The 19,866-nt window shown below is 42.0% G+C and carries 15 protein-coding genes; 2 read left to right on the top strand and 13 right to left on the bottom strand.

Translation table 11 applies throughout. The annotated features are described in order from the left end of the window. Positions 1 to 43: 43 nt before the first annotated feature. The 9 genes from FTV88_RS05580 to FTV88_RS05535 form a co-directional block, all read right to left on the bottom strand. On the bottom strand, positions 44 to 526 hold the full coding sequence (locus FTV88_RS05580) for a recombinase family protein (RefSeq protein ID WP_162007912.1): 483 nt from the start codon (positions 524 to 526) through the stop codon (positions 44 to 46). Between the two features lie 292 nt (positions 527 to 818). Beyond that, positions 819 to 1,778, bottom strand: a complete 960-nt coding sequence (locus FTV88_RS05570) for a recombinase family protein (RefSeq protein ID WP_153724769.1) — start codon at positions 1,776 to 1,778, stop codon at positions 819 to 821. A gap of 565 nt (positions 1,779 to 2,343) precedes the next feature. Continuing rightward, positions 2,344 to 3,669: a helix-turn-helix domain-containing protein gene (locus FTV88_RS05565; RefSeq protein ID WP_153724768.1), complete on the bottom strand. Its 1,326-nt coding sequence runs from the start codon at positions 3,667 to 3,669 to the stop codon at positions 2,344 to 2,346. A 58-nt stretch (positions 3,670 to 3,727) separates the two neighbouring features. After that, positions 3,728 to 4,021 (bottom strand): hypothetical protein, encoded by a 294-nt coding sequence (locus tag FTV88_RS05560; RefSeq protein ID WP_153724767.1) that lies wholly within the window; start codon positions 4,019 to 4,021, stop codon positions 3,728 to 3,730. 322 nt (positions 4,022 to 4,343) lie between these two features. Further along, the gene (locus FTV88_RS05555; protein WP_162007911.1) at positions 4,344 to 4,571 is read right to left on the bottom strand and encodes a hypothetical protein; all 228 of its coding nucleotides are present in this window, start codon (positions 4,569 to 4,571) and stop codon (positions 4,344 to 4,346) included. A 135-nt stretch (positions 4,572 to 4,706) separates the two neighbouring features. Then, positions 4,707 to 5,252, bottom strand: a complete 546-nt coding sequence (locus tag FTV88_RS05550; protein ID WP_153724765.1) for a hypothetical protein — start codon at positions 5,250 to 5,252, stop codon at positions 4,707 to 4,709. A 256-nt stretch (positions 5,253 to 5,508) separates the two neighbouring features. Then, entirely contained in the window at positions 5,509 to 8,397 is a 2,889-nt protein-coding gene (locus tag FTV88_RS05545; RefSeq protein ID WP_153724764.1) for a recombinase family protein, read from the bottom strand. After that, positions 8,363 to 9,175 (bottom strand): recombinase family protein, encoded by an 813-nt coding sequence (locus FTV88_RS05540; RefSeq protein ID WP_162007910.1) that lies wholly within the window; start codon positions 9,173 to 9,175, stop codon positions 8,363 to 8,365. The genes FTV88_RS05545 and FTV88_RS05540 overlap by 35 nt, the downstream gene beginning before the upstream one ends. Before the next feature lie 115 nt (positions 9,176 to 9,290). Continuing rightward, entirely contained in the window at positions 9,291 to 10,613 is a 1,323-nt protein-coding gene (locus FTV88_RS05535; RefSeq protein ID WP_279236989.1) for a recombinase family protein, read from the bottom strand. An 842-nt stretch (positions 10,614 to 11,455) separates the two neighbouring features. On the opposite strand from FTV88_RS05535, the gene FTV88_RS05530 reads away from it, so the two are divergent. Together FTV88_RS05530 and FTV88_RS05525 are read left to right on the top strand one after the other, a co-directional pair. Beyond that, positions 11,456 to 11,653: a hypothetical protein gene (locus FTV88_RS05530; protein ID WP_153724761.1), complete on the top strand. Its 198-nt coding sequence runs from the start codon at positions 11,456 to 11,458 to the stop codon at positions 11,651 to 11,653. Between the two features lie 3 nt (positions 11,654 to 11,656). Continuing rightward, positions 11,657 to 12,109 carry a type II toxin-antitoxin system VapC family toxin gene (locus FTV88_RS05525; protein ID WP_153724760.1) on the top strand — a complete coding sequence of 151 codons (453 nt, stop codon included), beginning with the start codon at positions 11,657 to 11,659 and terminating at the stop codon, positions 12,107 to 12,109. Between the two features lie 185 nt (positions 12,110 to 12,294). Here FTV88_RS05525 and FTV88_RS05515 read toward each other — a convergent pair whose 3' ends face one another. The 4 genes from FTV88_RS05515 to FTV88_RS05500 all read right to left on the bottom strand — a co-directional run bounded on the left by FTV88_RS05515 (position 12,295) and on the right by FTV88_RS05500 (position 19,840). Next, complete coding sequence (locus tag FTV88_RS05515) at positions 12,295 to 12,576, bottom strand: hypothetical protein (protein ID WP_153724758.1); 282 nt, start codon at positions 12,574 to 12,576, stop codon at positions 12,295 to 12,297. Positions 12,577 to 12,799: 223 nt separating this feature from the next. Continuing rightward, on the bottom strand, positions 12,800 to 16,435 hold the full coding sequence (locus tag FTV88_RS05510; protein ID WP_162007909.1) for a recombinase family protein: 3,636 nt from the start codon (positions 16,433 to 16,435) through the stop codon (positions 12,800 to 12,802). 109 nt (positions 16,436 to 16,544) lie between these two features. After that, positions 16,545 to 18,185, bottom strand: coding sequence for a recombinase family protein (locus tag FTV88_RS05505; RefSeq protein ID WP_153724756.1), 1,641 nt, complete (start codon positions 18,183 to 18,185; stop codon positions 16,545 to 16,547). Further along, the gene (locus FTV88_RS05500; protein ID WP_153724755.1) at positions 18,182 to 19,840 is read right to left on the bottom strand and encodes a recombinase family protein; all 1,659 of its coding nucleotides are present in this window, start codon (positions 19,838 to 19,840) and stop codon (positions 18,182 to 18,184) included. Before FTV88_RS05500 ends, FTV88_RS05505 begins: the two co-directional genes overlap by 4 nt. Positions 19,841 to 19,866 lie beyond the last annotated feature (26 nt).

Here is a 19,866-nt window from a genome sequence, read left to right as displayed (position 1 = left end):
AGACATGCAAGAAACCACCAAGTAGCCATCTAAACCATAGAGGCTAACTCGGTGGTTTTTTCCACTTTCCTTGGGTAGCTCTCTTTTCTTTGGACCATATTTTATTTTCGGACATGCTCCTTAGTTCTTCCTGGGCCACCGCTGCCAGTGTGGATAGCAAAAAAGAACTGTCCGCTGATAGAGTATGGATGTCCTCTTTCTCAAAATAGATGTCTATGCCTTTTTCTTTGAGGTCGTTGACTACCTCTAAAAAGTCTTGCGTATTTCTCGCAAATCTTGAAACGCTTTTGGTGATGATTAAGTCAATGCGCCCTTCAGCACAGTGCCGTAACATGCGTAAAAAGCCCGTTCTTTTTTTCTTGCCTTTGCCTGATATGCCTTTATCGATATAAAGGCCGGCCATTCTCCAGTCCAGCTGTTCTTCGATGTACCTTGTGTAGTACTGCACTTGGTTTTCTAAGGAGTTTAGTAGTTCTTCTTCCTTGGAGCTCACTCGGCAGTAACAGGCGACTCGGGTTTTTTTCAAAGTAAATACCCCCTTCTTCATTTTTGAGTGTCCTATCTATCACTCATAACCAACTGCTTTGCAAGTGGTTTTTGAAGAAAGGGGGTATTCGTTTGACCAGGGCATTCATTTGCTTCAGGGTACTTGTTTTCTAAGCCTTACTTTGCTTTAACCTTTCTGCTGATGCCACACTTAAATTCAAATACAACTTCTCGGTCTTTGCTGAGAATTCCGCTATTGGCTGTTTGTTGAAAGATATCGGCTCTAAAGCTTCGATCATTTTCAAGCTCATCTAGTAGACTCAATAGCTCTTCTAATTGCTTTTCAGGTGCTTGCTTTCCTCTTGCTTTTCATGTAGATCTTCTAGTTCAGCTTGTAATGCTTCTTGTTCGTAATATAAATGCCGGATGTTTGCTTCATACACATCTGCAATCGTGGAGTTTCGATTTTCGGTCAATTCATGGATGCGGTTATTAATTGTGTCTAGCTGTTCCTCTACGATGATGAGTCGTGCCTTTTCCATATCGCTTAGGTCGTATTCGGCTATGATTTCGTTGACTTCGCTAGTGACTTGATCCTTCTCTTCTTTTAAGTCATGAAGCGCTTTCATAAATGCTTCTTCAAGTGCGCTTTCCCTGATGTATCTTGCTTTGCAATCAGCAACGTAAATTTTCGGGTGTATCCTCGTGCGGCATTGCCAGGCTGTGAAATAATATTTCTCTCCATTTTTCTGTGAGCTAAGCCTTCTCCTGACAACTGGGTGGCCGCACTCACCGCAGTAAAGCTTATTAGAAAAGTAGGACCGGTTCGAATAGTTTTGAGCGTATTTCCCATCAGGATCGCGAAGCATTTTATTTCTTCGCTTCAACTCCTGCTGAACCGCCTCCCATTCTTCTTCTGAAATAATGGCTGGGTGATGATTTTTGATGAAATATTGTTGCTCCCTGCCATCATTTCGAATTCTTTTGTGGGATAAGTAATCGACGGTTATTGTCTTCGAGGTAACCGTATTTCCACAATGCTTTTCGTTTTTGAGTATCTTCTGCACCGCATCGGCTGTCCATTTTTTATTGCCTCTGGCTGTTAAGATGTAGTCTCGCATTAAACCTTTGGCTATCAGGGATGCTCCTTTTCCAGCGAGGTATTCTGAAAATATTCTTCTGACTACGGCAGCTTCTTTTTCGTTGATGACAATGTTGCCCTTTTCATCAGTGTCGTAGCTTAGGAAGTATGTTGTTGGAACGTGGGCTATGCCTCGTTGAAAACGCTTCATGATGCCCCAGCGAGTACCCCATGATCCGAGTTAGATAAAAAATCTAGATATAGTATCGGATTAAGCTTGGGATTACTAGATGTAGTGGCAGTCTAGCGTTCTCTTCGTTAAACGATTGTTTTTATCAATATACTTCGTAGATAAAAAGCCCGCCACCGCGGCTAGGTGATGAGCTAGAAGCGTCCCTCAATCTTGGTTTAAGAAGGCCCCTTATTCGTTAAGAATAAGAATAAAAAGGGGTACTAACCTTGCTAGAAACAGATGAGGGCCTTAACTTTTTTAAAGGGCTTATCGTTGGAACATTCATAAGCATTCCTCTGTGGACACTGCTTATTTTTTTTCTTTACCGAGTTGCTTTGACATAAGTGCATCATTTGTATAGCTCTTTTTTTCACATGATAGGTGTGAAAAATGCCCCACCAAGTAGGCTCGATATGCTTAGAACCGACTCGGTGGGGTGCTATTTCTTGTTGACTTGTTTCTCAGTTGTGCGACTGCACTCATTGATTATTTACGTACATCTATTTAACACCGTTGATAACAAGAGCACTTTATATCAACATAATCATTCTATTAACTCGCCATTCATTTTCTCCTTAGTTTCCCAATGAACAGGAACAACTAAATCCAGAGCCTGTGCAATTTTGGTCCTGTGTCTTCCATTTGTATATCCTGATTCAGAAACGACAAGGTTATCACTTCCGCCATAGTTACCGAAAATGTAAGAATGGTAGTAAGTTAATTTTGCATTTTTTTCATTTCCGCCGCAAAATGAATCTTTCAATTCATCAGCTATTTGATTATGTTTCTTAAACAATTGATCATATGTTCTTATACTTCTTATTTCCTCGTCTGAAAACTTTTCCAAGAGCCATTCCCTTACCAACCATGCTTTTGCTATACCGCGACAATATGAGCATCCATTTTGTTCATCTGGTGGTATACCTGTAGACATTGGACAGTTACCACATCTATCTCCTTTGCATCTATAATCGTCTTGGCCTCTAAATGATGGCTCTGGCAAATCTCTTGCTCTCTTCATTATGCGGTAAGTACGGTATACCTCATCATCTATAAATGGTTTTAGCTTTAATTCACTTGGCAGAAATAAAGCTTCACCTTCTTTAATTTTGATTTCTTGAAATTTTTCTTCTTTATCTATATATATCCTCTGTAAAAATCTAACGTTCATATCAGTCGTATCAAAAAGATACTTTTCACTTTTTTCATCGTTCTTCAACATGCTTCCTGATGCCCAACCTTTTGATTTAAGAATTATCTCTATCAAGTCTCTAATAAAAGTTTCTGCCCCTTGAGTAACACTTGTTCCATTCATACCATCTAAGACTACCGTATGAATGCCATCAACTGTTTCGTCACAGTCATACAATTCTACCCAACAAGTTGATGGATTATCAAAACCATATGTTGTGAATGGAAAAGACTTTCTTGTCAAGCAATGATCTCTATTTCCTTCAGTTAAAATATTTCTTAACTGTTGCTTCCATTCTTTTATTCTCATTTCCACAGATATTTCATCTGACCGCCCGATATAGAAAGTGACACTTTTGTCAATCATCGGCCATAAATCATTTATTAATAACACAAACGCGTCCATTGTCTCTCTTCCGTAGTTATCAGCTGATGGAACGTTACCGTGCATCACCACACTATTCATTAGAAGTTTTAGACTCTTTTCATCTTTTTCAATAACCTCTCTTATTAGCGATATTTTTACATTGAAACACTTTGCGAGAAGAGTAGCTTCTTTGTCTGTCGGCTTTCTTCTTCCTTCCTCAAAGGCAATCAATCGTTCAATGCTTATTTTCGTTTCGTTCGCTACATCATTAACGGTTTTTCCTGACTTCCTTCTGACATCGCTTAATGTCATTGAAACCCTCCATTTATTACTTTTTCATTCAAAACAAGTTATTCATATCAATACATATTCATACCGATTTACAATCCTTTTGAACCAAAGCCTCTAGATACATATCTTCCTTTCGCTTAATCTCGGTGATCCTGTATCTGCCGGTGTCGCAGACCAAAATCATGTTCTCCTTAACTTCAAGTCCCGGTATTTCCCGGATCTGAAAAGCTGTTCTCCCCTCTTCTGTTGAAGCATGCAGTTCCACTCGATACGCTCCCATGCTTGCTACAATGTGATCGGCCACTCCCTGGCCGCTTTTGAGTGGAGCCAATTCAATCACATCGATGAATGTTTTCACTCTTCCAATACCCATCTTGGACACTCCCTTCTTTTTAGGCAAAAGAAAAACCTGTGCAGATCGGCACAGGGCTGAACAGATTCTTGAGAGAGAGACTTGGTGACAGTTGTTTTCTTTCCTTCTTGCCGGCCATCATCATTCTCCCCTCCCGAACCCATTCGTTTTGGTAGTAAGAGTATCGCTCTAGAGCAGGCCTATATCAAGAGAAATCCGAGGGGTTCTCGTGCTAGGAACTAAAAAAACCGGGCCCGTAGGTCACTGAACCTTTAAAGAGCAAAAAAAAGCACATCACCATTTCGCTGGGTGATGTACTAGAAATGCCCCGTCTTATCTAAGCTTATGTTGTTTCAACATACCAAGCAGGCATTGATTTGCTTGTAACCGGACACTTTTTCACCGCTTGAACTAGCAAGTTTTCTCTCGAAAGCTGTGCGGCTACTGCTGAAGCAACTGAAGCTGTGTTTCGATGTTTGTTAACGGTTTGCAAGACCATAGCTATTGCTTGCACAGAGATGGGTTGGTGAATTCGGCCGACAATCTCATGCGCTGTCAACGGTTTCGACATTGACCCGTACTGCTGCACTACATCAAAGACTTCGTTACGCAACCCATTCAGCAAGTTTGGATGACCTTTTAACGCGTTATATTGGCTAGCAGGCACATAAATCACTCCCTCAGTTAATCATTTCTCACCAATCTCTTAACCCATGATCCACTTTTTGGCTATTTCGCGAATTTGTTGAGCATCTTCTTCTTTGCGAGGATCGTATAAGGAAGCAGCTAATAGAAATTGAACAGTAGCAAGTATCGTCGCATCTGTAACTGCCGATTTGTCTTGGATTGTGATAGCTTCTTCATAACCATCGTGGTAAAGGCTTTCTGCAATAGGGTCATTGTTCTTTTTCAATGCTTCTTTCAATTCCTGGAGTGTGGCTTTTCTGGTCAGATTCGGTAGAATAGCAAAAAGTTTGCCGTCGTGTCTTGAAAACTTGGAAAAGCCTCCCGCTTGCAAGAACTTGGTAAATTCTACAAGATCATAGCCCGTAGGACTCTTGTTCTTATCACCATAAAAAGCAATAAGAAAATCAATTTGTGTCTCACAAATTGCCGATATGGCCATAATTTTGCGATTTACCGCTTTTTCATTAAAGTGTTTCGCGGCTTCATGCAAAGTCTTTTCGTCTTTACGAATATCGGCTTTTTCTACTGGATAACGAAGTACAGCCCGTGATTCGTACACATTCATATAATGCTATCCTCCCTTCCCTTTAAGTTACTTTTATTCTACGTTAATTCAGTCTTAATTATGACGGAATTAAGACAAAAGAAAGGTAAACATTTTTTTTACAAGAGCTTTAACTCAGTCTTGTTTATGTCACGCAAAAGCACTCTACTATCAAGGTTCCGAGATTCTCCAACAACTCGATAATAACGAAATAAAAAGCCCACCAAGTAGCTATCTAAATCCTACACAGCTAACTTAGTGGGCTTTCTCTATTGATTCACTTTTTCTTAAGAACCCTTTCCATCCTCTGCTGTTTCACCTTCAACTTATAGGATCGCTTCTCTTCAAGATAGCACTCCCACTCAACTCCTGTGCTTAGTGTATAGACAATCCTGCCGTCGGGATGAACGACTCCACTTTCTACAAGGCGCTCGAAGATATCTGCTCGAAAGGCTACCCGGTGCTTGAGCGGATCAAACTCCTCCAAGCCTTCTAATTCTTTCATGAGCCACTTTAGTTCATCTCGATACTTTTCAGCCTTTTCTTTTCGCTCTTCATACTCATCTAGCTGCTCTTTGCATTTTACGATCTGGTCTGTTAACGCTTCGACCTTTTTGGTGTCTTGGCCTGCTTTGTTTAACTCCTCGTCTACGGCTTCATAAAGTTCTTGGTTGAGTTGCTCCATCTTTGCTTCTATTGCTTTCACTTCAGCAAGTTCTTCACTTGTTAAGTCTGTCTTGGTTGCTACAGCTTCTGCCTCTATCTGAAATCGTTCATTTGATTTCATCTCCAGCAATGCGGTCATAAAGTTATGCACTAGATACTCTTGCCGAAAGCTCTGAGCATTGCACTTGGCAGAGTAGTTTTTCCCTCTACTGACAATGCATCTCCAGTAGTGCTTTGCACCTTTCTTCGGATCTTGGTAGTTGTACCGCAAATGATGGCTCAGGATTCCTCCGCATTGACCGCACCTAAATATTTTATGAAAGTTTTGTGGCTCCCTTCTTTCTTCTGGCATGATCTTTATATTTATTTTTTTGGATTCTCTCAGTTCTTGAACGGCGTCCCAAACCTCCGGTGTGATAATGGCTGGATGATGGTCCTCGATGTAATACTGGGGAAGCTCCCCTTTGTTAACCAATCTTTTTTGTGTAATTGCATCTTGTGAGTAGGTCTTTTGGTATAAGTAACAGCCTCTGTAGATGATGGACTGTAAGATCCGATGGACAGCATTTTGATGCCAGTAGTTATTTCCGCTGGCTGATTCGATCTTCTCTTCGCTTAATTCTCGGGCAATTGTTCTGGTGCCCTTGCCGCTTAAGTAAGATTGAAAGATTCTTCTAACCACGGCTGCTTGTTCAGGGTTGATGACCCAGTTTTTCTCTTCATCAAGGTCGTATCCATAAGGGGCTCGGCCCACATTGATAATGCCTTGTTCGGCTAACTTTTGTTTTGCCCACTGGCTACTGATTCCTAAGCTGATCGCTTCTTCTTGGGCCATACTGGTTAGAATTGTTAGCATCAATTCACTGTCTTCATCGGCTGTGTTGATGTTCTCTCGCTCAAAGTGGATATGTACGGGTGGATCCAGTGACTTTAGCATTCTTACCCAAGAAAGGGCGTCGACCGTATTTCTAGAAAACCTTGATATGGATTTGGTCAGTATGAGATCGACTTTTCCTTCTTTGCATTTTTGCATAAGCCGATTAAACTCTGTTCTGTTTTTGGTTTGTGTTCCCGACAGCCCTTTGTCGGCAAAGATCCCGGCAAAGATCATATCAGGGTTTTTCAAGATCAGATAAGTGTAGTAGGCAACTTGCGATTCTAGACTGATCTGCTGGGGGTCTTTTTCCGTTGATACCCTGCAGTAGCTGGCCGTTCTTAGTTTTGGCTTTTCTAGCTGCTTTCTTTGAACAGCCTGCTCCACTTTGATGATGTTTTCTTTTTTTATTTGGCGCGTTAGATAACCCTTTGCTGGTGTGCTAATCTTTGCTCTATGGGTTGGAGCAGGTGCATTGTCATGGATAGAAGTATTATTCTGAGCAAGAGTATCACCTTGGGTTATTACATCACTCTGGATGAATGCATCATCTGGGGCTATCACATTACTCTGGGTGAGCTCATCATCTTTGACAATCACATTATCCTGCACAGGTGCATCGCTCTGGCTAAAAGTATCGCCTTGGATGAGTGTATCATCTTTGGGTATCACATCACTCTGAATACGCCCATCGCCCTGGTCAATCAAAACACCCTGCACAAGTGCTTCGCTCTGGGCTAACACTTCATTCTGGCTAACCTCTTTCCCCTGGACTATCACACCTTCCTCCTTCTTTCGTTGCTCATTAGTGTGGTTTAGATTCCTCCAGGTCTTAGGCGGTTCAGGTGTATCGCCTTCTCCTACCTGTGTTTCTTGCTGGTCATACCATTGAACGAGAAACAAATCTTTTGAATAAATCGTCATGCTAACGATCCATGCTCGTAAGCGATCGATGGTAGCTTCTTCAAAAAAGTCATCGAGAGAAGAAATGCTTTTCATCCAAGCGATGGATTCTTCCCGATAAGACCTGTCCTTTTCTATCTTTTTGAGGTGCCTTTCAAAAGTAAAAAGCTCCTCTTCTAGCTCTTTCTTTTTGTCCTGGATTACAGGCAATTCACTTTCTAGCGCCTTTTTTTCCATCTCTCTGATCAATCGGAGCCGGCTGAAGTAGAGCAATCGGCGCTGTTCGTACTGATCTTGTTCATGATGTCGTTTCATTGGGTAGAAGATATCCTTCAATGACTGGTTATCAAAGCGCTTCTTAAAGGCTTCTTTCATCAGCTCAAGCAATTCTGATTCATAGAGCCTGTAAGAAGAGCATATTTCCATGCCATATTTACTTTTTCTACAGCGCCAACAAGGGGTGGCATAGTCCCTTAAGAACTGATAATTACATCCGCATAGCCCGCAGAGGATGCGACTGGATAAGGAGCGAAACTCTGCTTTTTTCATATTCTTTTTGTACTCTGTCGCTTGGATACGCTTTTGCACTTCTTCAAAGGTGGACCGGTCAATAATGGCTTGATGGTTGTTCTCAATGTAATAGCTCTGTCTCTCTGTTGCTTTGCCTTTGGTTAGAAGATCATTGGACTTAAATGTGGCAAGTCGATTTCCCGTATAGGTCACATTGGTTAGAATTTTTTTTGACCGTTGTTCCGTCCCAAACAGCGCTTCCTCTTGAGCTGATCACTTTTTGCAACATCAAATATTGGGCGATTTCATTGTAGTTTTTTCCTTCTAGATATAATTGATAGACTTTTTTAACGTACTTTGCTTCTTCTTCGTCAACGGTGATGTGGGGCTTTTTTTGATAGTGGAAAACATGGTACCCGAGAATCCGCTCAAACTTAGGCACGCCTCGTAAGGTTCTTTGCTCATAGCCCCAGCTGACGTTTTGGCCTAAGGTTTCTACTTCGTTTTGAGCAAGGGCCGCATAGGTGGCCAGTAAAAATTCGTTGTACTCTTTTGAAGTGTCGAGGTTTTCTTTTTGGAAATACAAACCCACATTGAGCTTTTGTAATTCTTTCACCACTTCCATAAGCTCTTTTACGTTCCGTGAAAATCTGGATATGCTTTTGGTGACAATGTAATCAATTTTTCCTTCTCGACAATGGCGCAACAAGCGGGTCAGGCCTAAGCGGTTGTCCATTTTGGTGCCAGAAACACCTTCATCGTAATAAATTGAAACGAGCTTAAACTGTGGCTTCTTTTGAACAAACCTTGTGAAGTAGTCAATTTGAATTTCTAAGGACTGCAATTGCACGCTGATTTTTTTGCTCGTTCTGGCGTAAGCGGCAACTCGGATGATCTTTTGCTCTGATCCTAGTAGGCTTGCTTTTTCCTGGGCTAAGGGTTTCCAGAGAACTTCCTTCCACTCATGGTTTTTTAGAATGTCCTCGGACAAAGAAAAACCCCCTCCTCTTCTAATCAAGTTTGGCGTTCTTCCCTCACCTGTTGGTACTGGGGAGGTACGTTATCTATCACTCAATCTTGCTAGAAGTTCAAGGGGGTTCTTTATTTTATTTTTTCCGGTTAGCTATAAAGCTTCGGGTAATGCCACATTTGAATTCTAGGGTCACTTTCAGGTCTTTGTTAATGATGCCTTTTTGCACGACCTGTCGGAAGATTTCTTCTTGGAAGGCCGGTTCTTCTTGTTCTTGTTCTAAGCTTTCTTGTTCATCAAAGCTTTCTCGTTCATCGAGGCTGTCTAAATAGGAAAGTAATGTTTCCAAGTGACGCTCCATATCTTTGCTTGTTTGTCGCCTCTCATCGAGTTCATCGTACTCGGCTTGTAGTAGCTCTTGCTCGTAGTATAAGTGGTTGATTGAAGCTTCATAAATGTTGGCAAGAGAAGAGTTGCTTTGTTCTGTGAGCTTTTGTATCTGCTCATTGATTTGCTTAATCTGTGTTGCAAGATTTAATTGGCGCTCTTTTTCTGTTGGGCTGAGGTCGTGTTCATCAATGACTTGCTGAGCATCTTGGAGCAATTCAGCCTTTCCTGCTTTTAAGTCTCTTAGCAAAGTCATGAACTCACTTTCCAGAGCAGATTCCCAGACGTACCTTGCTTTGCAGTCCTCTTTGTATTTTTGGGGGTGCGTTTTCGTTCGGCAGTGCCAGGCGGTGAAAAGGTACTTCTCTCCATTTTTCTGTGAGCTCATTCGCCTTCGCACGATGGGGTGGCCGCACTCGGCGCAGTAGAGTATGTTGGAAAAGCATGATCTGTTGGAATAGTTTTGTGCGTATTTTCCATCGGGGTTTCTGAGCATGTCGTTTCTTCGTTTTAGCTCTTGCTGGACGGCATTCCAATCTTCTTCTGAAATGATGGCGGGGTGATGCTCTTTAATGAAATATTGTTGTTCTCTGCCATCATTCCGGATTCGTTTGTGGGATAAGTAATCAATGGTTATTGTTTTGTTAGTTAAGGCCGAGCCTGTAAATTTTTCATTCGTCAAGATCTTATAGACCGCATCGGGTGTCCATTTTTTATTGCCTCTGGCTGTTAAAATACCGTCTTTCATTAAGCCTTTGGCGATCAAGGCTGCTCCTTTTCCAGCGAGGCATTCGGAGTAGATTCTTCGGATGACGGCCGCTTCTTCTTCGTTGATGACAAGGTTGCCATTTTCATCAGTGTCGTAGCCTAGAAAGTAGGTTGTTGGGATATGGGCGTTGCCTCGTTGGAATCTCTTCATGATCGACCATTTTGTGTTGAGACTTATGCTTCTGGACTCTTCCTGTGCCATGGAGGAGAGGATGGTAAGGAACAGTTCGCTTTTTGTGTCTAAGGTGTCGATGTTCTCTTTTTCGAAGTAAATGCCTATCCCCAACGCCTTAAGCTCTCTTATGAATTTGAGGCACCCCTTGATGATCCAAGGATAAAATAACTATATCTAGTATCAGGCTAAATTCCGGGTCACTAGATATAGTGATGCTCTGACCCTTTTTTGCCCGGAATATGGTTTTGCATGAGTATGCTTTATAGATCAAAAAAAGCCCACCACCGGTTAAGGTGATGAGCTTCGTTAGAGGAACAACGATTTGGTTTTTTCACCTCACCATACCAACCCCTCTCTTTGTTTGGTTTAGGAAAGCATGTTTTTTGCCAAACTAAACGTAAGAGCATAGAGGGGGATATTGAATTGGAAGGCTTCAACTTTTTCAAAGGCTTGATTGTTGGTACGCTAATCAGCGTGCCTTTATGGGCGATGATCGTATTCTTCGTTTATCTGGTGATTTCAAAATAAATCTAGCCTTGACATTTCCCCAGAGTTGCTATAAGGTCTAGTCAGAAGATATGAATCAAATACTTGTCGCTACTCGACATGCGGCTAATAAGTGGTCGAGTTCAAATGGTCTTAAACCAAGGGAAACTTACTGTCTCTACATGCAGTACTGGGGTGTAATATATGAATTGCGGTGTAAGCTTCGGCTTGCACTTAAGGGGACTAGATGCGTCTAGTCCTCTTTTAATTTTTATTTCACCAATGCAGGGTGGTACCCATGGAGGCCCAGGTCCCCGGTTCGCTTCGGTAGTCTGACTTGTGACCAAGTGTTTTTTCTTGTTTTTTATCCTTGAATTGCGTTGCTACTCTCTGTAACGTATAATTTAAGTTAAGAAGGTTTCAAACTGCGTGCTACCTTGGAATGCGATTTTTGAGGGGTTGAAAGAAAAGGAGGAGAAAGAGAAATGAAAACTGTCATCAGAGAGACCAAAAACAGAAACATAATCCGCAAAAAGTCTCTGCGTGGGAAACAGTTTCGTGAAGCTTTAACTAAAGACCCAAAGGAGAGAAGAATTCAGCGCCGCTTACGAGCTGCCTACAGTTTGCTTGGTATGTGGGGCGACAAAGACACCTCTTTCTTTGACAAAGATGAAAGCAGATAACTCATGAACGGCTATCTTTTAGATACAAACATTTTAATTGATTGGATTCGGCACTTTCGTAGGTCCCGCCCAAAAAACGAAAAACAACGTTTTTGTCAGGAGTCTGCTAAAGAGCTGATTGAATCTCTCATTTTAGATGACCAGCCTCTTTTTACTTCATGCCACACATTGAAGGAACTACTTCAATACCCCCATTTATCCATAGAAGAAGAAGCCAGGATAATCGATAAGCTTCCACGATTTGTTGGTATTCTCTCAACAACAGCCGATGTCGCTCAAGTAGCAGGAATGCTATCCCGACAATCTTATGAATATCGGGAGCATCATATCGAGGATTGTTATATTGCTGCAACAGCTATCCATTATAAGCTTCCTTTGCTTACACGGAATCCCGATGACTACCATTACGTAGAACATCCGGATCTCAAAATAAGCGTCCCGTACCAGGAACCGTAGCTAAAGTTACTTTCGCATAAACAAGCCGTCATCCCAAAACAGGGTGGCGGCTTGTGGCGTTTCTGATCAATTCCTGAATCCCCATTGTACGGCCCTTATAATCATTTGCAAAATTTTTCAAATCATTTCCTCGAGATTGTTCGGTAGAAGTAACGGAACGAATAGTAGCCAAAAGAACCAAGTACTCAATCCCTTTCAACCAAGGCCTCTAAGTACATATCATCCTTTCTTTTCACCCTGGTGATCTTGTATCTGCCGGTGTCGCAGACCAAAACCATGTTCTCCTTAACTTCAAGTCCCGGTATTTGCCGAAGCTGAAAAGCTGTTCTCGCCTCTTCTTTTAAAGTGCGCAGTTCCTCTCGGTATGCCCCCATGCTTGCTACAATGTGATCAGTTACGCCCTGGCCGCTTTTAAGTGGGGCCAATTCGATCACATCGATGAATGTTTTCACTCTTACAGTACTCATCTGAAACACTCCCATCCTATTTAAATGAAAAGAAAAACCCTGTGCTGACTTTACATCGGCACAGGGCTCTGAACAGATTTGAGAGAGAGGCTTGGTGTCAATTGTTTCCTTTCCTTCTTGCTGGCCATCACCATTTTCCCCCTCCCCAATCCATTCATTTTGGTAGTAAGAGTATTGCTCTAGAGCAGACTTATATCAAGGGAAATCTGAGGGAGTTCTCGTGCTAAAAATTAACCCTTCCCTCATCCCCAACCCCTTCTACAGAATAATAAATCATCATCCTGCGGCTACGCTTTTCCGGGAACTTCCTCTTCACCCTGCCTTGCTCTAAGAGCACGTTCAACACCGTTACTCTAAAATGAGCTTCTGATATAGGTAGCATCCTATTCATAAACTTAAAGAGCTCTGAAAAAGGCTTTGGCTCTTGGCAAAACTCTAAAAGTGCTTTAACTTCTGGCCCTTCTAAAAAGGCTTCTTTCTTCGCCCTGCGCTCGGCTGCTTTTTGCTTTGAGATGAGTTTCTTGAAATCTTCATTCTTAAAATCAATCGACCACTCAAGACCCAGCTTGAGCTTATAGATAATCTTGCCATCGCTGAAGATTTTTCCACTCTCCACAATCCTGGTGAAGATGTCCTTGCGAAAAGGAACTTCTCGGTCTTTCCGAAGTACATCGAGGCTTTCAATGGCTTTGTCGTCTATCTTTCGTAGCTGTTTCCAAAGCCAATTGAGCTCTTGCTTGTATTGTTGTGCTTGCCGTTTTCGCTCTGAATAGCTCTTTAGCTCATTATGTAGCTTTACGAGTTCCTCTGTTAGTTCATCTACTTTTCGAGAGTCTTGTCCCTCTTTATTGAGTTCTTCATTCACGGCCTCGTAAAGCTGCTGGTTGAAAAGCTCGATTCTATCTTGAAGCGCTTCCTCTAAACGCAGTTCCTCTTGATTCAAATCGGTCTTTTTTATCAGCTCATCCATTGCCTTCTTAAATGCCTTGTCCCTCTTGATAGAAAGCAGCGTTTTCATGAAGTTAAGTTCTATAAGCTTTTGCTGAAATCTTCCTGACTTGCACCGGTTGGCTACATAAAGCTTATCGGCCAAGTTGCATACCCAACCGTGCATTTCGTAAGTCTTTTCAACATACCGTCTATGGCCGATCAAGCTCCCGCAGTCACCACAGGTAAAGGCATTCACAAAAGCGGGATTTTTAAGGTTTTCTTTAGGGTATTTCTTTCGATTTCTATTTTTGAATTTCGCTGAGCGCTCTTCCAGTATGGATTGAACCTTTTCCCAATCGCTACTGGAAACAATCGCTTCATGGTGGTCTTCAATAAAGTACTGAGGATACTCTCCATTGTTAGGGACAATTTTTGCTTCTATGCTATCAGCTGTAAAGGTCCGTTGGTAAACATAATTGCCTCGATAGGCTTCGTTTTCTAATATCGCTTTGATTCTCGATGTGTACCATTTCGCTTTCCCTTTGGGGCTTTTGATGCCTTCTTCGGTCAATTCTTTGACAATCTGGTTATAACTTTTTCCGGCCAAAGTATCTTGAAAAATCCTCCTCACGATCTTGGCCTCTTCCTCGTCAATGACCCACCTTTTGTTCTTGTCAAACTTGTAGCCATAACAGACGGTTCCCGTTTTTACAATTCCTCGCGCTGCATACTTTCTTTTTCCCCAGGCAATTGACTCGCCTAAACCAATGCTTTCTTCTTGCGCGATGCTGCCAAAAATCGAGATCATCATTTCACTGGTAGCGTCTTTGGTATGGATGTTCTCTTTTTCAAAGTACACATACACAGGTTGCTGTAAAGAGCGTAGCATTCTGACCATTTCTAAACAATCCAGCGTATTTCTGCTAAATCTTGAAATGGATTTGGTAAGAATCAAATCGATGTTTCCGGCTTTGCATTCTTCTAACAGCTTCAACAATTCTGTTCTGTTTTTAAGTGACTTCCCGGAGATCCCTTCGTCTGCAAAAATGCCGGTAAATTCGTAGGTTGGATCTTTTAGAATCAGATAGGTGTAATAGGCGACCTGGGTTTTTAAGCTTGTCTTCTGATCTAGCTGATCTGTTGATACCCTGCAATAGGCGGCCGTGCGTAGTCTGGGCTTGCCTAGTGCTTGAAAGGGATTCATAAGCTCTACATTTTTCGCTGACTGAATCGCTTGCTTGGTAAGAGCGCTTTGGCTCGGTTCGATCTTAATAACCTCTCTATTAGTATCCATATCTACTGGAGCCTCCTTGGGAAGGGTTATGCTTTCCTTGGAAATCATTTTTTCCTGTTCTTTTACCAGCTTCGGTCTTAGCTCCGCCTTGCCATAGAGCGTGCAGTCGCCGATCATGGTTTGCTGATCATCAATCCAATAGACTCGATAATCATCGGTAGAGTAGATTGTCATTTCAATGATCCAAGATCGCAAATGTTCAATCGTAACCTTTTCCAGCCATTCATCGACGCTGCTGGTTTTTTGCAACCATTCAATCGTTACGTTACGATACTTTCGATCGTCTTCTAATTTTGCCGCTTTTTCTTCAAAGGCAAAGTAGGCTTGTTCCATTTGGTCGATGTCTTGATGATGATCTAGCAATATCTGCTCCTGTTTGGCGAGCTCTATTTCTGTAATATATTTAAGCCTGAGAAATTCAAAGTGATCATCTTGGTTAACCCGCTCTAGCTCCTTGCCCAGTCTTTGGAGTAGGCCAGGCTGTTGAAAATCATATTTTTCTTCCATGGCCTTTAGCATCATCTTGCGTAAGGCCTCTTCTTTTAGCGATTTGAAGTGGCATACACCTGAATCGCTGGGGTCGCATTTCCAATAGTTCACGCCTCTTGTGGGATAGTTTGAGAGCCTATAACCGCAATGACCGCACTTCATCCTTCCTGACAAAGCTTTTTTCTTTTTTGGCTTCGCCGCTATCTCTTTCGGTTTTATTTCTTCCAGTCGCTTCTGGGCCAAGTCGAAAACTTCTGGGCTGATAATAGGCCGGTGGCAGTTTTCAATGAGAATTTGGTCTCTTGCTCCTCGGCTTGTTTTGTTGGTAAAGATATCTTTAGTTCTTACACGCGTGAGCTTGTTTCCTGTATAGGTCACATTGGTCAGTATGTTTTTAACAGTGCTTCCTCTCCATAAATCCTTGTCGGCGGACGTTTTAACGCCTTCTTGGATCAACTGGCGTGCAATTTCGGATAGTGAAAGTCCTTTTATAAACATATTGAAGATGCTTCTAACAGCCTCTGCTTCTTTCTCATTGATTTGAAGGTGCGATTCTTCATTGCTTTTAACGACATCGTAACCGAGCATGCGTGAGTACTTGGGTTTTCCTTTCATGAACTGTTTTTCAAAGCCCCACCTCGTTAGCTCAGACATGCTCTCGATCTCTTTTTGGGCCAAAGCAGAATAAGTGCTAAGAAGAAATTTATTGTATTCGATGGATGTGTCGATGTTTTCCCTTTCGAAGAAGATGCCAATGTTCCGCTCTTTAAGTTCTTTCACAATTCTTAAAAGCTCTTCTGTGTTTCTCGAAAACCTCGATACATTTTTGGTCAGTATAAAGTCAATTTTCCCTTCTTCACAATGCCGCAAGAGTCTTTGAAAGCCCCTTCTATTTTTGTAGTTGGCGGCGCTGGCACCGGCGTCAAAATAGATGCCGACAAACTTCCAGTTTGCTTTGTTTTTTATAAAAAGGGTGTAATGATCGATCTGGTTCTTTAACGATGTGATGGACTCGTCTTTGCTGCTCACTCGGCAATAAGCGGCCACTTTGATGCCCTGTCTTTCGCTTTCCAGTGCGCTTTGCTTGATTTCATGGATGGGCTCCCAAAGGGTTTGAATCCACATTCTCTTTTCGTTTTGGTCCAATAAAAAAATCTCCTTTCTACTTGAGCGACAGCTTTGAGGCATGTCATTAGTCGCTCATTTCTAGAGAAAATGCAAGTCTTTCTCTAGTTTGAAAGGAGATTTTTATTGGTTATCTGCCTACTGGTTTTTTGCGGGCAATGCCGCATTTGAATTCAAAGGTGACTTTTTTGTCTCTATCGAGAATGCCTCGCTCTACCGTTTTGATGAAGATTTCATCGCTAAATCGTTTCGGTAGCTGGTCAAGGTATTCTAAAAGTACCTCCAAGTGTTTCTGGAAGTATAAGCTTCCCTCTTTTTTATCTTTGAGTGCATCATATTCTTGTTTGAGGATTTCTTGCTCGAAAATCAGGTGCCGTAAGGTGGCATCGTAAAGGGCGTCTGCACTGCCCATTTCTCTCGAGGCTAGATCGCTAATTCTATTTGTTACCGCTTCAAGTTGTTTTTCAAGCTCCTCAAATCTTGCTTGTTCCTTTTCCGATAACCTTTTATCTGCTATGGCCTGCTCTGCCTCTGCCATAACTTCATCCCTGTTGTTGCGCATTTCACGTAGAAGCTCTGTGAAACAATCTTCTAAATCTATCTCCCAAACGTACCTTCCATTGCAGCCTTTAAAGTCTGGGTCTCTCCCTACCGGTACTCGACATTGCCAGGCTGAGAAAAGATACTTCTCGCCATTTGTTTGGGATGTTAGTCTGCGTCTGACCACAGGCCTGCCGCAATGGCCGCAGAAAAGTTTATTGGAAAAAGGGGCTTTTCCACTGTAGTTCATTCGATACTTGCCATCGGGATCTTTGCGCATGTTGTATCGGCGTTTTATCTCCTGTTGAACAGCCTGGAATTCTTCTTCCGATATAATGGCCGGGTGGTGGTCCTTAATGTAGTATTGTGGCAAGATATCTCGGTTGGGGACGCGCTTGTGGTTCAGGAAGTCTATGGTGACTGACTTCTGGCAGAGTACGGCACCATAGTACTTCTCCTGTTTTAAGATTTTTAGAATGGCGTTTCCCGTCCACGTTGCATTGCCTCTGGCGGTAAGAATGCCGTCTTGCATCAGCCCTTTTGCGATTATCGTTGCGCCTTTGCCTTCTAAGTACTCTCGAAAAATTCTTCTGACTACAGCCGCTTGCTCTTCATTGATAACGATGTTCCCTTGTTCATCCGTATCGTATCCTAAGAAGTAGGTGGTTGGGCAATGGGCTTTCCCTTGTTGAAATCTTTTCTGTACCGCCCATTTGGTATTTTCTGACACAGACCTCGATTCTTCTTGGGCCATGGAAGAAAGTATGGTTAAAAAGAGTTCGCTTTTGCTATCTAAGGTATCTAAATTTTCTTTTTCAAAGTAAACCCCCACAGGTGGCGATAAATTTTTAAGTGTTCTAATAAAATGCAAACAATCCAGAGTGTTTCGTGCGAATCTACTTATAGATTTCGTTATTACATAGTCAATCAAGCCGTCTTTACAGTCCTGGATCATCTGCAAAAATTGACTTCTGTTTTTGGTAGATGTACCGGAAATTCCTTCATCGGCGTAAACTTTAACCAAAGTCCAAGCGGGGTTCTTTTGTACATAATCTGTATAGTGCGCTACTTGTAACTTATAACTGCTCGCTTGCATGTCCGATTCGGTAGAAACTCTGACGTATACAGCAATTCTCTTTTTCTGCTGTTGAGAAGTTTCATCTTGTCTGATTGCCCTTACTTTGGCAGGAATAACCTTAACTCTTGCCGAGTTTTTCCCCTGTGTCGTCATCTCCCTTCAACTCCTTCATTAAATTCAACCAAAGTCTCTTCTCCATCAAACCAATTTAGGGAAAAAGAAATGGGCGATAGTGCTTTCACACGTACCACCCATGCTCTTAAAAAATCATTGTTATTTAGATGTTCTTTCAACTCTTTTAGAGATACCTTTACAGCTCGTAAGTTCTCTAAGGTTTCTATGGCCCTTTGTCGATACTCAGAGTCTTCTTCTAATAAGATCCACCAAGCTTCTTTGGCAGCCATTTGCTCTTCAATTTTTGTCCGTTTCTCATTTAGAGCTTTTAATTGCCCATCTTTATCTTGGACTTCCGGGTTCAAAACCACCAGGTTTTCTTTATACAAAATCCGCTCCAGCTCTAATCGGATTTGGTTGTAGGCAGAGTCTGTTGCAGAATTTACACCTTGAAGTTCTTCAATCAGCTTTGTAGCAAGGTCCTGTTTTTTCTGATAATCTCTGCTTTGATATCGCTCCATAAAGCCTCTGATCATGGCCTTTACAATCATCTCTTCTCTGATACCTGTCATGGCGCATAGGTTTTTGCTTTTAGTGTGAGTTCCGCATCGCCAGGTAACAATGCCTCTGCAGATGAAGCGCTGCAACTTCCCGCCACAGTAGCCGCAGATACTCCTGCCTGAAAAAGAGTAGCGCTTTCTCTTACCACTTGGTTTCTTCTTTGTCTTTTCCATTAACTTTTCTTGTACTTTTTCATAAATCTCTTTTTCGATGATAGCTTCGTGATGATCATAGATTAAATACTGCGTCTTGCTTCCATCGTTCGCGATTCGCTTGCCCAGATGATTTTGCACATAGTATTTGCGACATAGCACATCTCCTGTGTATCGCTCATTCTTCAATATATCTCTAACGGCAAGGGCTGACCAGTCTGTTCTGTCATTAACTTTCTGATATCCTTTTCGTATAAAGCTTTTGGCTATCTGTGCAGGGTTTCTTCCTTGAAGGCATTGCTCAAAGGCTTCTCTGACGATTTTCGCTTCTTCATCTATTACAATCCAGTTGTTGTCTTTATCTTTTTTGTATCCAAGCATTCTTGTAAAGACCGGCTCTCCTTGCTGGAAGCGTTTCTCATAAGACCAGGTCACGTTTTCTGAAATACTTCTGCTTTCTTCCTGGGCCGTTGCTGCGAGCATTGTTAAGATAAACTCACTTTGCATGTTGCCTGTTTTGATGTTCTCTCTTTCAAACACAACTTGGACGCCTTTTTCTTTTAGCTTTCTGACAATGTTCAGGGCATCTAGAACATTCCTTGCAAACCTTGAAATAGATTTGCAAATTATCATGTCTATCTTGCCTTCAAGAGCATGTCTAATCATCTTCTTGAAACCTTTTCTCTGTTCCACTTTTGTTCCTGATTTCGTGTCGGAGTACACACCTACAAAATGCCAATCTGGGTTGGCTCTGATATAGCTTGTATAATGAAGCGTCTGGTTTTCAAGAGAACCTTCTTGCGAATCTAAGGTAGTGCTGACCCGGCAATAACAAGCTACTCTCAATCTTTTTGGTTGTTCTGCAAGTACTGTAGCCTTATGGATTGCATGGTTTGGACCTAAAATCGACGTTTGAGTGTTTATTAAAAAATCAAGGTCGAGGCCATTGCTACCAGTTTGGCTAAATAGTGTATTGTTCATCGTCCTTTCCTCCTTTCATCTGTTTT

The organism is Heliorestis convoluta (genome assembly GCF_009649955.1).
GTDB classification, from domain to species: domain Bacteria; phylum Bacillota; class Desulfitobacteriia; order Heliobacteriales; family Heliobacteriaceae; genus Heliorestis; species Heliorestis convoluta.
This window is presented reverse-complemented; position numbering and strand designations above follow the sequence as displayed.